Source organism: Paenibacillus nanensis (assembly GCF_003583765.1).
Taxonomy (GTDB): domain Bacteria; phylum Bacillota; class Bacilli; order Paenibacillales; family Paenibacillaceae; genus Pristimantibacillus; species Pristimantibacillus nanensis.
The window spans coordinates 40818-55607 of sequence record NZ_QXQA01000008.1 but is presented as its reverse complement, the minus strand read 5'-3'; the positions used below and the strand labels follow the sequence as shown (position 1 = coordinate 55607).

Below are 14790 nucleotides of genomic sequence, written 5' to 3'. Positions count from 1 at the left end.
TTCTCGAGTTGTGATACCTTCGGATTATCGGTCAATGCGCAGCCCTCCCTTGACATACTCCCAGACATGCAGACGGTCGATTTCAAATCGCACCGCCGAGCCCGGCTCGCTAAGCGCGGAGAGCGGAATCTCTTCTCCTCGCAGCAGCAGCTTATGGTCGGCTATCACCTGCCCGATTCGAAGCTCGAACGTATCTAAGGTGCGGTCAATGTGCTCAATCCGCATTTTTCCGTCTGCCATTCGGAAGGTTTCCTCGCCTTCCAGCGAAGTCGGCATCCCGACTCCATAGGATTCAAAGACCATGGCGTCGAGAACCATTTGTTTGTTTTCATTCACGAAAAAGATCTCTTCCACCGGCGTGCGGTGAATCGAGTGAATATAAGTAAGCGTGAACCGGCTGCCTGGATGAACAGGCGATTGGAAGACGACTTGGCCATCCGATACCTGCGTGACGCTTAAGACCGGAACGGTCGAGGCCCATAACCATACGACCCCCAAGGTTACCGCTGCGAGAGCGAGCAGCCACACCCCTGCCCGATGAAAAACAGGCGTGAGGACAGCCCCCCACACCCGCTTTGTCACGTTCATCATTGGACGACGCCTTTTTCCTTCAAATACTTCTCCGCGCCCGGATGCAGCGGGATACTGATTCCCTCCAGCGCCTTATCGGTTTGGATTTCATTCGCCTTAGCGTTAATGGCAATAAGCGGCTCCGTGTTTTCATAAATCGCCTTGGTGATATCATAGACGAGCTGCGCGTCGAGTTCGGAGCGTACGGACATAATCGCTTTCACGGCGACCGTTTTGACCTCGGCATCCTGTTTGGGGTACGTGCCCGGCGGTATCACTTGCTGACTGTAATACTTGTATTTATCCGTGATGGCTTTCATCTTATCGTCTTCGATCGTCAGAAGCCGGATGCCGGTCGTCGCGGCCAGCTCATTAATCGCCGCCGTCGGCGCGCCCGCCGTTACGAACGCCGCGTCAAGGCCGCCGTCCTGCATTTTTTTGGCCGAATCGCCGAAGGATAGACGCTCCGTGTTCAAATCGTCAAAGGTTAAGCCATACGCTTCGAGAATTTGTCTGGCGTTGACTTCCGTCCCGCTTCCCGGCGCGCCTACTGATACCTTTTTGCCTTTCAGCTCCGACACGGAAGCAATGCCGCTTTTCTCCGTAACGACGATTTGAATCGTCTCCTGATAGAGAGCGCCGATCGCCTGCAAATTAGCGACCGCCCCGTCGCTGAACATTTCCGTGCCCTTGGCCGCATAATCCGCAATGTCGCCCTGTGTAATCGCCAGATCGACTTCTTTATTGCTGATTAAGCGCATATTTTCGACCGCCGCGCCGGTCACCTGAGCAGTGGCGCCCGTGCCGGTCTTGTCTTGTATGAGGTTCGCGATTCCTCCGCCAAGCGGATAATAAGTGCCCGCCGTGCCGCCTGTCGCAATGATCAGGCTGGACGGCTTCTCTCCCGCCGCCCCATCCGATGCGCCGGGAGCCGGATCCTCCTGCGAATTTCCTCCGCAAGCGGTCAATGCCATGATTAACGCCAGCGCAAGAACGAATCCTTTGCTCACTCGCCCTATCATTGTCATTCCCCCCATCCTTAATATCGAGCATCCGCTTTGCGGATCATAGTCCCCGGTAGTATGTATATGTCGGCGATACCGAAAAAATCAGAAAAAAAGTCGCAGCGGATTTCTTTGGCTCAAGCCAAACAGTCGGCTATCCCCTTCATTTTCCATTAGATAGCGCTTACACTTGTTTTTGTCACAAAAAATGCAGGAAAAATCTCGTTTTTTCGCCCTGAAATACGGCTAAATTCGGAAAGATCATGTATAATAAAGAATTGAATGACAAGTGGACAGGAGATTGGAGGACGAGCCTGCTGGGAGCTACATAACAAGGAGAATCCCGCAGACCGAATCCCGATCGGGGGTTAACGGCAAGACCATAGAGCAATACAATTCAAACCGTGTAGGAGGCAATCAACAATGGCATTAGAATCTATGAAGGACATGCTAAACAAAGCGCTCAAAGAAGGCTATGCAGTAGGTCAATTCAACATCAACAACCTGGAATGGACGCAAGCGATCCTCGACGCCGCTCAATCCGAGCAATCCCCGGTTATCCTCGGCGTATCCGAAGGCGCAGCGAAGTATATGGGCGGCTTCAAGGTTGTAACAGCTATGGTGAAAGCTCTGATCGAAGAGGGCAACATTACGGTTCCTGTCGCTATCCACCTCGACCACGGCTCCAGCTTCGAGAAGTGTAAAGCTGCGATCGACGCAGGCTTCACTTCGGTTATGATCGACGCTTCCCACCATCCGTTCGAAGAGAACGTGGAGACGACGAAGAAAGTCGTTGAATACGCGCATTCGAAAGGCGTTTCCGTCGAAGCCGAGCTTGGTACGGTTGGCGGCCAAGAAGACGATGTAATCGCTGACGGCGTTATCTACGCGGATCCGAAGGAATGCTTCGAGCTTGTTCAACGCACAGGCATCGACTGCCTTGCTCCTGCGCTGGGCTCCGTACATGGTCCTTACAAAGGCGAACCGAAACTGGGCTTCAAAGAGATGGAAGAAATCTGCCAAACGATCAAGCTTCCGCTTGTTCTTCATGGCGGCACTGGCATCCCAACGGAGCAAATCAAAAAATCCATTTCGCTTGGCACAGCTAAGATCAATGTAAACACTGAGAACCAAATCGCGTTCACGAAGGTTGTTCGTGAGGTTATCGCAGCTAACGCTGAAGTTTACGATCCGCGCAAATTCATCGGCCCAGGCCGTGAAGCGATCAAGCAAACGGTTATCGGCAAGATCCGCGAGTTCGGTTCTTCCAACAAAGCTTAATAGAAGAGGCTGACGCCTTTCAGTCTGCCCGGAATCCTGCGACAGGATTTACGGGCAGATTTTTTTTGCTCGGGCGGAAAGCCATTCAGCATCTTGTTCGCGCAACTTTGCAGTTGCTTATGCTTGACACGCAACTCTAGAGTTGCTTATACTCGGTATATGAATGGGGATAAGGAAGCGATATTTAACGCACTCGGCGACTCGACTCGGCGGCGAATCCTGGACGAACTATCCGAAAGCAGCGAGATGACGTTGTATGAGCTTACGGTGCGTCTCATTACGAAGCATCACCTTTCGATTTCGCGGCAGGCGATCGCCAAACATCTCTCCACATTGGAAGAGTCAGGCCTTGTCAGGTCGGAGAAGAAAGGAAAGTACCGCGTGATTGTATTCAACAACGAACCGCTGAAACATCTGCTGAAAGGGTGGGTAGAGTAATATTTTAGCAGAGCACTATGTTTAACCATTAAAGGAGGAAGAACATCATGAACATCATTGCGACCAGTCTATTCGTGCAGGATCAAGACAAGGCCTTGACGTTTTATACGGAGACGCTGGGCTTTGTCAAAAAGCATGACGTGCCTATGGGTAAGTTCCGGTGGATCGCGCTTGTTTCACCCGATCATCAGGATGGGACGGAGCTTATCCTTGAACCGAACGATCATCCCGCCGCAAGGGATTATCAAAAGAAAATATTTGCCGATGGCGTCCCCGCAACTATGTTTGGCGTGGCCGATATTCAGAAAGAGTACGACCGGTTATTGGAGAACGGCGTGAAATTTACGATGAAGCCGACGAAAATGGGCGAATTCACGATTGCCGTATTTGATGACACATGCGGCAATCTGATTCAAATCATTCAACAGTAACTGCATAACGAGTGATCGTTGGTTTGCGATTCGGATTTATTGGCCGCTGCATCATGTCCGGTAGTAATAAGGCTTCCAATGCAGCGGGATAAAAAAACCGTTTCTCCGGCGAAAATGTGCGGGTAGTCCGCCATTTTGCGAAAGAAACGGTTTTATACTTTTAGAATGGATTATTTAATGACGACGTATTCCAGATTAACCAGCTTCGCGTAGGTTACGATTTGGTCGGTCGTCAAGTTCAAGGACACGACCGTATGGTGGCCGCCGCCGTTCTCGATCCAAGCTTTTACGCCATCCTGGAAGTTCGGCTTCACAGTCCACAGAACGCGAGCGACAGGCAGCTTAGGGGCTGGAACTGTTGGCTCGAACGCGGTAACCTCGTTGATCAGCAGCTTATAATGCGTGCCGAAGTCCGCCATGGAGACGACGACGCCATCGCCTGCTTTGCCGTCGAACACGAGACGGGCCGGATCCTCGCGGTCGCCGATGCCAAGCGGGGACACCACGATTTTCGGTTTGTTCGCCGCCAGGGACGGATCAACCTCGAGCATATGGGATTGCAGGATCGCTTCCTGACCGGCCGCCAGCTCGTATGTGTAGTCCTCCATAAAGCCCGTGTTCTGATTGCGGCTCATTACCTTCAGCAAGCGGTCAAGCGCGGCTGTCTTCCAGTCGCCCTCGCCGGCAAAGCCATAGCCTTGCGCCATAAGACGTTGAACGGCAAGACCCGGAAGCTGCTTCATGCCATGCAGATCTTCAAAGTTCGACGTGAAGGCATTATAGCCTCTTTCGTCCAAGAAACGTTTGATCGCAATTTCATAGCTCGCTTGGATTCTTACGCTGGCTTCCCAAGCCTCTTTGCTGTAGGTGCCGTAATCGAATTCGTAGAGCTCGGCATATTGGCCCATCAGATCATCGATTTCCTGCTCGGTAACGGCATTTACGTACTGCACGAGGTCGCCGATGCCGTAATAGTCCACAGTCCATCCGAACTGAATTTGCGCCTCAACCTTGTCGCCTTCCGTTACGCCAACGTTGCGCATGTTGTCGCCGAAACGGGCAACCTTAATGTTGAAGCTTTCGTTGTAAGCAACCGCAACGTCCATCCAGTCCGCGATTTGCTTCTGCACTTCCGGACGCTCCCAGTAGCCGACGACGATTTTATTTTGCTTATTCAGGCGGGCATTGATGAAGCCGTATTCGCGGTCGCCGTGAGCGGCTTGGTTCAGGTTCATGAAGTCCATGTCGATCGTTGCCCAAGGAATGCTTTCGTTAAATTGTGTTGCCAGGTGAAGCAAAGGCTTCTGCAGCAGCTTCGTGCCGCGAATCCACATTTTTGCCGGCGAGAACGTATGCATCCAAGTGATGACGCCCGCCACTTCGTCGCGGTAGTTGATTTCTTTCATGATGCTTGTAATTTTATCCGCGCTGACCGCGAGGTCTTGCAGGACCAGCGGATAAGGCAATACGCCGCTATTATTTAAAGCGTCTGTCATTTTCTGCGCGTTAGCTTTTACTTCAGCCAGCGCCTCTTCCCCATACAGATGCTGTGAACCTACAACGAACCAAAACTGTTTAGCTGCTGCTGCTGTCATTCGAATCATCCTCTTTTCTTTTATTTGGTAGGGTATAAGGCCTTTATTTCTGCCCGTAGTAGGCATCTTTCCCGTGCTTGCGAAGATAGTGCTTATCGAGTATGCCTTGCGGAAGCTCCTTGGCAAAATGGTTCAGCTGCCGCGCGTACAGGTTCATTTTGCACACTTCCTCCAGCACGACGCTGTTCACGACGGCCGACTTCACGTCTTTGCCCCAAGTGAACGGCGCATGTCCTTGAAGCAGGACGGCCGGAATCGCCATCACGTCCAAGCCGCGCTGCTTGAACGTCTCGATGATGACATGACCCGTCTCCGCTTCGTATCCGCGGTCAATTTCCTCTTGGTTCAGAAACCGCGCGCAAGGAACGGCGCCGTAGAAGGTGTCCGCATGCGTGGTGCCCATAACAGGGACGTCGAGTCCCGCTTGCGCCCAGATCGTGGCCCAAGTTGAGTGCGTATGCACGATGCCGCCGATCTGCGGAAAATGTTTATACAACACGGCGTGAGTTGCCGTATCCGATGAAGGTCTTAAGTCTCCCTCAACCACTTTGCCGTCAAGGTCGACGACGACCATGTCGCTTGGCTTCATTTTTTCGTAGCTGACTCCGCTCGGCTTGATGACGAACAGACCGCTTTCCCGGTCGATCGCGCTCGCATTGCCCCAAGTGAACTTCACGAGTCCATGCTTCGGCAATTCCAGATTCGCTTCATATACTTCTTGCTTCAGCTGTTCTAACAACGTTAGCCCCTCCCGTTCTCTAGCAGATGCTCAACAGCGGCCTGCTCAATGGCGAGCCCTTCTTTGTAGCGTTCAATGAAGGCTTGGAACCCTTGAACATCCTTCGCGTCCGGAGCCAGCTCTTGGCCCTCGACATCCTTGAATACCTGCTGCGCGAGGAAGCTGTCCAAGCTCTCGTCTTGATCCTTGTTAATCAGGTAGGAGGCGAGCAGCGCCATGCCCCATGCCCCGCCTTCGCCTGCCGTAGACATGACCGAAATCGGCACGTTCAGCGCGGCGGCGAGGATTCTTTGCCCGACTACCGGAGTCTTAAAGAGACCGCCATGAGCCAAAATGCTGTCAATCGCTACGTTTTCTTTCTCGGTTAAAATATCCATGCCAAGCTTCAGCGCCCCGAATGCAGTAAATAAGTGCGTGCGCATGAAGTTGGCCAGATTGAAGTTGCTCTCCGGCGAGCGGACGAAGAGCGGCCGCCCCTGCTCGATGCCCGTAATATTTTCGCCCGATAGGTAGCCGTAGCTGAGCAAGCCGCCGCCATCCGGATCGGCTTCAAGCGCCTTGTTCAGCAGCACGCTGAACAGCTTGCCGGAATCCGCCTCGTAGCCCATCGCCACGGCAAATTCGCGGAACAAGCCCATCCACGCGTTCAGATCGCTGGAGCAGTTGTTGGCATGCGCCATGCCGACGGGACTGCCGTCCGGCGTCGTCACCATATCGATCTCCGGGTACACCTTGGACAGTTCTTTCTCCAATACGATCATTGCAAAAACGGAAGTGCCCACGGAGACATTGCCCGTACGCTTCTTCACGCTGTTCGTCGCCACCATGCCTGTTCCGGCGTCGCCTTCCGGAGGACAGAGCGGAATGCCCGCCTGCAGATCACCGGCTGGGTCTAGGAGAGCGGCTCCCGCTTCCGTCAGCACGCCGGCTTGCTCGCCCGCGAGATACACTTTCGGTAGGAGCTGCTCCAGCTTCCACGGGTAACCCTTGGCGGCAATGAGCTCGTCGAATTGGTTTATCATCGTTGCGTTGTAGTTATGGGTTGCTTCATCAATCGGGAACATGCCGGAAGCATCGCCGATACCCAGCGCTTTGTTGCCCGTAAGCAGCCAGTGAATATAGCCGGCCAGCGTCGTAACAAAATCAATGCGAGGCACATGCTCCTCTTGGTTCAAGATCGCTTGGTACAGATGCGCGATACTCCAGCGCTCAGGGATATTGAACTGGAATAGCTCCGTCAGCTCCCTCGCTGCCGCGCCGGTCGTTGCGTTGCGCCAAGTCCGGAACGGCACCAGCAGCTCGCCCTTATTATCGAACGCCAAATAGCCGTGCATCATGGCGGAGAAGCCGATCGAGCCCATGGTCCGGAGCGTGATGCCGTAATGGCGTTCCACTTCCTGCTTCAATTCGCGGTAAGCCGCTTGAAGGCCTGTCAGGATGTCCTCCTGATCGTACGTCCAATAGCCGTCCTTCAGCTTGTTCTCCCACTCGTAGCTGCCCGATGCGATGGTTTGGAATTGACGGTCGATCAGCACCGCCTTGATCCGCGTCGACCCCAATTCAATACCGAGCGACGTTTCGCCCTTGGTAATTGCTTCTTTCCAGTCCACTTGACTCATGAGCCCGCATGTCCCCTCTCTATTTAAACTTAACGGTTCCTATAATTGCTGTTTCCGGTCATGCCATCCGCTTGTTGTGACAGTCGGAAGGTTTTCATTAAGAAGGCGCTTTCCTGTACTGACAGCCTTAGTATATTTTTTTGTACGTACATTTGTCAATATAGTCTAATAGTTATACCTACATAAGTCACAATAGTATTGTGAGTCGTCATATTTCGCGTCTTTATGAGATCGGACATAAAAGTTGTACCATCGCGCACATACATAAATAGCGCCGCACTTGCATTCCATACGATTCATGCTAAAATGTGTACGTACAACTTTTCGAACAATGATGAAAGAAGTGGAATGCGTGAAGCCCAAATATCAAGTCATTATTGATGATATAAAAAGTCATATCCTATCCGGAACATACAAGGCAGGCGAGCAAATTCCGACGGAATCCGCCTTGCAGGAGAGCTACAACGTCAGCCGGCAGACGGTTCGGAAAGCGATTTTGGAGCTGTCCAACGAGGGCTTCCTAAGAAGCGAAAAAGGATCCGGCACGTATGTCAGCAACCAGTACCGTTCCCGGTCGGGCGGCAAAGCCATGAAAAAAACGATCGGCGTCATCACGACCTATATCTCGGACTACATCTTCCCTTCCATTATCCGCGGCATCGAGAGCCGGTTGAATGAAGATAACTACTCCTTGCTGCTGGCCAGCACCAATAATGATATCGCGCAGGAGAAAAAGGCGTTGGAGATGATGCTGTCCTACGGCGTGGACGGCCTTATTATTGAGCCTACCCGAAGCAACGAGTACAACCCGAATATCGCGTACTACCTGTCCTTCAAGGAGCAGGAGGTGCCGTTCGTCATGATCAACGCCTATTATGAGGAGCTGGAGGTGCCTTTCTTCTGCCTGGACGACGTGCAGTCCAGCTATCTCGCCACCCGGGAGCTGATTGCCAAAGGCCATACCCAGATCGGCATTATCGCGAAGATGGATGACTTGCAGGGGAAGTACAGAATGAAGGGGTACATCAAAGCGCTTGGAGAAGCCAAGCTGCGGTTCCAGCCCGAGCATCTGCTTTCGTTCGATACGGATACGAAGCCGCATCTGTCTGCCAACTTGGAGCAGTTTTTGCATGACAATCGGGATGAACTGACGGCGCTTGTGTGCTACAACGACGAGGTCGGCTTGGAAGTCGTTCATGTGTGCCGCAGACTGGGAATCTCCATCCCGGACGAGCTCTCCGTCATCGGCCAGGACAACTCCTACATCGCCAAGAATGCCAATATTAAGCTCACCACCCTCACCCACCCCCAAGAACAAATGGGCCGCGACGCCGCGGACTGGGTCATTAAGAGCTTGCAGGGGAAAAGGGACTTGCCTAACCAGACGTACTATCAGCCTGTGTTGGTTGAGGGGGAGACGGTGAGGGCGATTGAAGTGGAGTAGTTTCCGTTTTGCTTATTGTAGGGAATATAGAAGGCCGTCCCTAAGTCGAATGACTTTGGAACGGCCTCTTTTGTTGCAGATAGAACCTGTTACAGATCGAGACCGAGGTCAAGTACAATGTTCAGCATCCGCATAATGATCGTTACCGACTGATTGCGGGTAGCGGTATCCTCTGGCGCGAACTCATCATCGCCAACACCGCTTACGATACCCGCTTGGCTAAGCTGACTGATATCGTCTGCAGCCCAATGGCCGTTGATATCGGAGTACTGCGGCGCTCCGGTGGCCGCGCCCATGTTCAGCACGCGAGCCAGAATTGCAGCCATCTCGGCGCGGGTAATCTCTTGGTCAGGATGAAACGCGCCATTGCCCGTACCCTTCACGACTCCTGCACGATGCAAGGCTCTAATAAAGGCATCCGCCCAGTGGCTGTCCGTGTCGGAGAAGGAACCGTCCTCTCCTGCCGTATCCATGCCTAACGCACGGACGATCATCGCCGCGAATTCAGCTCTTGTTACGTGATCCGTGCCTTTGAACTCGCCTCCAGGCTTGCCTTCGACAATACCAAGCTGCGAAGCGTATTCAATTGCTTTAGCAGCCCAATGCGTCGCTAATACGTCGGAGAAGGTGACCGGCGAATTCGCTTGCAGCGCTTGCCGCACACTAGCCTTTATCTCCTCAGCGTTGGCGATGGCGCTGTTCAATGCCGGCTTGCCTACCCCCGCGCCGGAATCCGTCTCCGAATCTTCATCCGTCGGATTTCCCGGATTCGGTGCCGGAATATAGATCTGCTGCGTCGTTACCGTAACCTTCAGCTCCGCAGGCTCGCCTGCGCTGAACATGAAGGTGAGGACATCTTCATTCGACAGCGTTGCCAAGTAGCTGCTTTTGATCGTAACCGCTTGTTTGCCATCCGAGGTTGCTGCAGCGAGGCTGTAGTCCGTTTCGGTAAGCATAGTATCGCCCTTCTTAATTCCCGTCAGCGTGTTACCGTTCAAGGCCACTGTCACCGTAATGTCGGCTCTAGCATTCGTATAGAACGTCGCCGTAGCCGCCGAGAGCGTAGAATTCTCTACCGTATAGTAGAAATTCGGCACTGGAAGCTGCATAGCCTGAACCTCATCGCGTATGTCTTCACCCAGGTAGAAGCTCAAATGCGCCGGCTGGTTGTACATCGCATTCTGCGAGTTCGCCGCCAAACGATACTGCGGATCGTGCATCAGCGTGTAAATGACATTGTCCGTCGGAATATCCGTCGTGTAGATTCTTAATGCATGATTGTCGCTAGTGCGAACAAGAACCTCATCACGCCAGTCCCCGAAGATATCGGCAATTAGGCTTGGATTCGCCTTTGTCCCGTTGTTGGAATAAGCTCCGGTCAAGGTCTGTAGCGTTGCAAGCTCGCTCTCCCCGGTCTCAACATCATAATGTAACTTTGTAATGGATGGCGCTTCAGTCGAGTTATAGTTATCCGGGCCGTCAAAGAACTCGCTAAGCAAGTCTCCGTCCCAATACAGGATGAAGTTAACGGGAGCCTTGCCAGCTACGCCAATGCCTCCGACGTCGGTGGTAATCATTTCGCCGCTCACCATATTGTACATAGGCGTTCCGATTGCCCAAACCTCGAAACCCGGCAAAGGCGTTATATTGGCCGCTACGCCGCGCCCAACATCGCCTAGGTTCGCCGCGTACGTCCACACAGGCTCCCCTGTGGATCCGCGCACCAAGGTTACATTGTTCGGAGGTCCGGCTTCATGCGGCTGGAACACGTAAATTTCGTTACTGTTCGGTACCATGGCTGCTACGTGCAGGGCGTCGCCGTGGCCCGCAGCTACCGTGCCCCTAGTTCCATTCGTGCTCCATACGATCGTTCCATCCTGGTCCAGCGTAATGCCGCCAAGCACAACCTCGCTGTACCCGTCAAAATCTACATCGGCAACCTTCACATTATGATTGCCCTGATTGCTGCCGGCATTCCACTCCGCCAGCGTAAACCTCCAAACTTCCACAATATGACCGTCTATCAACTGATAGGCAGCTGCAAATCCCGGACCATAGTGGGCGCGCACCTCGATAACCGTTGGATAAGGCTCCGCGCCATCTACGCCGTTCTTCGGCATATAGGCCACTGCCCCGTTGAAGCGGTCGCTGCGGTTATTGTTGTTGTCGCCCCAGTTCGGGGAAATATTGTACGGCGCAAAATAATCGACCGTATCAATCGGCTCACCCGTTTCACCGTTAAATACCGTAAACGTTTCAGGACCGGACGCAACCCTGCCAAGCGCCGTGTTGTTGACCTGGTTGTCTTTTGCCGGGTTTTGAAGGCCGCCAACCCATACCGCCTCAGGATCGCCTAATACCCATGCCGGAGTGTCAGTCAGGTCGTCGATCGTACCATCCGCTTTAGGCAGATAACCCCTAGTTCCGTCAGCTGTCTTAATGGAGAACTCCGCTTTTCCGTCCTGATCCAGATCATAGAAGTTGAATGCGCTGTGGTGTGCGCTGGACACGATATTGATACCCAGATTAATTCTCCAGAGCAGCTTGCCTTCAAGGGTATACAAGTCGAATATCGTCTCGCCGGTATGCCTGTTCGTAAGGCCCGGGTCTTGAGCTTGAGACGGATACCATTTGACAAGAATCTCATACTGTCCATCGCCGTTCACATCCGCTACGGAGGTGTCATTAGCCGTGTAGGTAATAGGGTCGGCGTTAGATGCCGCGCCGTAGGCAAGCGCCGGGTTTGGACGATCCGCCGGTCTCTGCATGGGAATGTCCATATAATTATTGGCCCATGCTGTAGCTGCTTTGCTTTTGGCGCCGGTACTTATCTTCTCGACTACGTATTTGTCCCCGGTTGTACCGTCTGCGTCAATATAATCTAGCGTAGTAACCGGTGCCGTGTTGATTTTATTGCCGTTTCTGTACACGTTAAATGTTAAACCTTTGTTATATTCCGAGGCGAGCAAACGCCATGTTACAAGAATGCCTTCTCCGCTATTTTCTGGAACGGCTACTACTCCTCTGTCCAACCGCTCCATGGAGATCGGTTCGGAAGTCATTTTGTTCTGATGGCGGTTCTCAATATAAAGCTTCGCTTTTACTCCCATTCGGTTGACCGCTTTGTCGGGAACACTGGTAAGCGTTCCTACATAGGAGAATACGCCCTGCTTGTTCGGGTCATAGACGAGATCGACGGCATCCCTTGACCATGGGGCTTCCGTTAATTCCCACGTTACGCCTACCGTTTCGGTGCTGCCGCCCGCCACTTTAACCTTAACGGTTGCCGGCAGGTTAAGCCCTGCTTCGTCTGCCACATCCCCGATGTAAATCGTCTTAAACCAGCTTTGCCATGTATTACTGTCCGCTGTTACTGGGCGCTCCGGCAAGAAGTCATACGGCAGCACTTCCGTTATCGTGTCTGATGAAAGCGGCTTTGTAAAGAAATACAAATTATCAACGCCGTTATCGACAACGCCAAGATTATTTCCTCCGGCGCGCTCGCCAGTAAGAAGGAATGAGCTTATTTGACTTCCCTCAAAAGGAACCGTCAGCACTGACGGCACTGCGGCATCATTATCCCTCGGAACAAGGGAAACCGCAGCCTCCATCGTATCAAAATCAAATTCTATGCCTACCGTATACCATATATTAACCTCTTTATAACTAAACGCATGGTAACGGTCACTGCTCCAGAAATTAGCCGGGTTTGAACCGGTAGGGCCCGGTAAAGCCCCTGCAAACGCGCCTATTGTCCTTTCGCCGTTATAGGTGCCTGTTCTTAAACTCAGAAGCACATTGGCTCCATCCTGAAAGCTTAGGTTAAACGTATTTTGCGCGGTGGTCACCGCTGGAACCTTCCAGTCGAAATGAGCATATACCTTACTGCCGGAAACGGCGTACGGTAAATCCCCCTTACCGCCGCGGTTCCCCGAACCGGACGCGTCAAATCGGAAATAATGATTGATTTGAGGAGCCTCTTCTCTGGCAAGCGTATGGTAAGTGCCGCCGGCGAATATCCAAAGCGGGGTTGCATCGTTACCGGCAAAATTGCTCCCGAACTCTTGGGTATACCCTTCCGCCAACAGGGAGGAAAAGTCCGGAGTAGGCTCCGTAATCCGCGGGACATGCTTTACGTGGATCTGCACGCTGTTCGTAATGGTGCCGTCCATATTGGACACAGCCGTAAGCGTGGCCTCGCCTGCGCCGACACCGGTGACCGTCACGCTTTTATCCTCGTTTACGGCTATAGAAGCAACGCTATCGTCGCTGATCGACCATGTAAACGTCCTGTCGGTTGCATTAATGGGCATAACAACCGCGCCGAATGTGGCGGTATGCTTATCGGCAAGCGCGCCTTCTCCATATTCCAAGTGAGCAGCGGAGTTCGGAAATATGGTAATTTCGCTTGGGTTTATAATCGGTTTCACTCCGCCGGACGCAGCAGCTTTAAATAGGATATTATCGACGCGCATCCCATAGGTGCTTTCATCCCAATCAACACCCGTAACCGCGTTGAACCTTGCCCAGCTTTGTCCGCTTGCCCGGCTCGCGCCGATGCTCATGCTAGTAAGTTTATCGGAGCCTAACGCTATTGGCTCTGGCGTTGTGTAGGTGAGTGCACCGCCGTCGGTAAGGCTAATGGATGCTGCTTGCGCAAGAAGATCAACGGTTATGGTCGCCGAAAGCTTTGTCAGACGCGGTACACCTGCTAGCGCGGTAACGGCAGTTCCGATTGCAGGAGCGTTATTGGCGGTCATGTTGCCGGCGTAGTAGGATATGGTCGCCGGCGAGTTCGCATTCGTTCCGCCTCCGGCCGTCCGAAGCGTTACGACTTGATCCGCACCATTGTTAAGACGAACATCAAGCGAGTTCGCGCTTGGGCGGGTAATATCAACCCACCAGTCAAAGCTTACTTCAACCTGATCTTTGCCTGTAAGGTCATATTCGCCGCTATCAAGGGGAAGCGTCCACCAATAGCTTGCTTGTTTGGCCGTACTCGAATCGGCATCTATTCCCGGAGGCTGAACGCGAAGGACTTTGGAGTCAAACTCCGCTACCATAATGGATCCGGAGCCGCTGGCTGCCGGAGCGCCGGTTACCGTTCCAAGAAGCTCGCCGTCCTCAAAATCCAGTACATCGCCCACTTGTGTCAGAGCGACAGTTGTGCCGCCCTCCCCTTCTTCCGCGCCCAAAGCCGCCGAGGGCATAAGCATAAATACCATGGAAGCTGTGAGCAGTACGGACATGTACTTCTTAAGCCTTCTCTTCATCCACTTCACTCCTCGTAGCATGATAGAGTTGCCTGTCCCGACGCATAAAGCTCTTTCTCGGTTCCCCACACTATAAAGCGCTTTCATTTTGAAGTGAAACGCTTTTATCTTTTGCACTCTCACCTCGCTTTTTGTAGGGGTACGTACTCAACCGAATATCGATGTTCTCACAATGGCAAGCAATTGTCTGCATTATAGCCAATCGCCGACTTCACCGTAAATCATGACTATTGATTGTCTTTGTCATTTTTGATTTCACTTCAACATTTTTGCACTCAAATATATATAGAGCAAAAAAATCCACAACCGCGCCAGGTTGTAGATTTTCATCGTGGAGTTTAACCGTGAAAATCGGCTGGAACTGTGTATTAAGTTATTCCTATCATTTGTCGATAA

At 52.6% G+C, this 14790-nt stretch carries 10 protein-coding genes; 4 read left to right on the top strand and 6 right to left on the bottom strand.

All coding sequences use genetic code 11. From position 1 onward, the window contains the following. Positions 1-24: 24 nt before the first annotated feature. Positions 25-591 (bottom strand): DUF1850 domain-containing protein, encoded by a 567-nt coding sequence (locus D3P08_RS13820; protein WP_119600286.1) that lies wholly within the window; start codon positions 589-591, stop codon positions 25-27. Beyond that, positions 588-1592 carry a TAXI family TRAP transporter solute-binding subunit gene (locus D3P08_RS13815; RefSeq protein ID WP_240647509.1) on the bottom strand — a complete coding sequence of 335 codons (1005 nt, stop codon included), beginning with the start codon at positions 1590-1592 and terminating at the stop codon, positions 588-590. The genes D3P08_RS13820 and D3P08_RS13815 overlap by 4 nt, the downstream gene beginning before the upstream one ends. 405 nt (positions 1593-1997) lie before the next feature. Here D3P08_RS13815 and D3P08_RS13810 point away from each other — a divergent pair, with 405 nt between their 5' ends. The 3 genes from D3P08_RS13810 to D3P08_RS13800 all read left to right on the top strand — a co-directional run bounded on the left by D3P08_RS13810 (position 1998) and on the right by D3P08_RS13800 (position 3724). Next, positions 1998-2855, top strand: coding sequence for a class II fructose-bisphosphate aldolase (locus D3P08_RS13810; RefSeq protein ID WP_119600284.1), 858 nt, complete (start codon positions 1998-2000; stop codon positions 2853-2855). Between the two features lie 159 nt (positions 2856-3014). Next, on the top strand, positions 3015-3293 hold the full coding sequence (locus D3P08_RS13805) for an ArsR/SmtB family transcription factor (RefSeq protein ID WP_119600283.1): 279 nt from the start codon (positions 3015-3017) through the stop codon (positions 3291-3293). A 47-nt stretch (positions 3294-3340) separates the two neighbouring features. Beyond that, complete coding sequence (locus D3P08_RS13800) at positions 3341-3724, top strand: VOC family protein (protein WP_119600282.1); 384 nt, start codon at positions 3341-3343, stop codon at positions 3722-3724. A 170-nt stretch (positions 3725-3894) separates the two neighbouring features. On the opposite strand, the gene araA is transcribed toward D3P08_RS13800, so the two are convergent. The 3 genes from araA to D3P08_RS13785 are packed head-to-tail and all read right to left on the bottom strand — an operon-like array spanning position 3895 to position 7677. After that, on the bottom strand, positions 3895-5319 hold the full coding sequence (araA, locus tag D3P08_RS13795) for an L-arabinose isomerase (protein ID WP_119600281.1): 1425 nt from the start codon (positions 5317-5319) through the stop codon (positions 3895-3897). Between the two features lie 43 nt (positions 5320-5362). Continuing rightward, positions 5363-6058, bottom strand: a complete 696-nt coding sequence (locus tag D3P08_RS13790; protein WP_119600280.1) for an L-ribulose-5-phosphate 4-epimerase — start codon at positions 6056-6058, stop codon at positions 5363-5365. A 2-nt stretch (positions 6059-6060) separates the two neighbouring features. Further along, the gene (locus D3P08_RS13785) at positions 6061-7677 is read right to left on the bottom strand and encodes a xylulokinase (RefSeq protein ID WP_119600279.1); all 1617 of its coding nucleotides are present in this window, start codon (positions 7675-7677) and stop codon (positions 6061-6063) included. 352 nt (positions 7678-8029) lie between these two features. Between D3P08_RS13785 and D3P08_RS13780 the strand changes: the two genes are divergently transcribed. Next, the gene (locus D3P08_RS13780) at positions 8030-9121 is read left to right on the top strand and encodes a GntR family transcriptional regulator (protein WP_119600278.1); all 1092 of its coding nucleotides are present in this window, start codon (positions 8030-8032) and stop codon (positions 9119-9121) included. 89 nt (positions 9122-9210) lie between these two features. Here D3P08_RS13780 and D3P08_RS13775 read toward each other — a convergent pair whose 3' ends face one another. Further along, positions 9211-14394, bottom strand: a complete 5184-nt coding sequence (locus D3P08_RS13775) for a rhamnogalacturonan lyase family protein (protein ID WP_162848477.1) — start codon at positions 14392-14394, stop codon at positions 9211-9213. Positions 14395-14790: the final 396 nt, after the last annotated feature.

Bases quoted from the DNA above. Each gene is read 5' to 3' on its own strand.
- D3P08_RS13800 (WP_119600282.1), top strand. From the start codon at position 3,341: ATGAACATCATTGCGACCAGTCTATTCGTGCAGGATCAAGACAAGGCC.
- D3P08_RS13820 (WP_119600286.1), bottom strand. From the start codon at position 591: ATGATGAACGTGACAAAGCGGGTGTGGGGGGCTGTCCTCACGCCTGTT.
- D3P08_RS13785 (WP_119600279.1), bottom strand. From the start codon at position 7,677: ATGAGTCAAGTGGACTGGAAAGAAGCAATTACCAAGGGCGAAACGTCG.
- D3P08_RS13805 (WP_119600283.1), top strand. From the start codon at position 3,015: ATGAATGGGGATAAGGAAGCGATATTTAACGCACTCGGCGACTCGACT.
- araA (WP_119600281.1), bottom strand. From the start codon at position 5,319: ATGACAGCAGCAGCAGCTAAACAGTTTTGGTTCGTTGTAGGTTCACAG.
- D3P08_RS13815 (WP_240647509.1), bottom strand. From the start codon at position 1,592: ATGATAGGGCGAGTGAGCAAAGGATTCGTTCTTGCGCTGGCGTTAATC.
- D3P08_RS13775 (WP_162848477.1), bottom strand. From the start codon at position 14,394: ATGAAGAGAAGGCTTAAGAAGTACATGTCCGTACTGCTCACAGCTTCC.
- D3P08_RS13810 (WP_119600284.1), top strand. From the start codon at position 1,998: ATGGCATTAGAATCTATGAAGGACATGCTAAACAAAGCGCTCAAAGAA.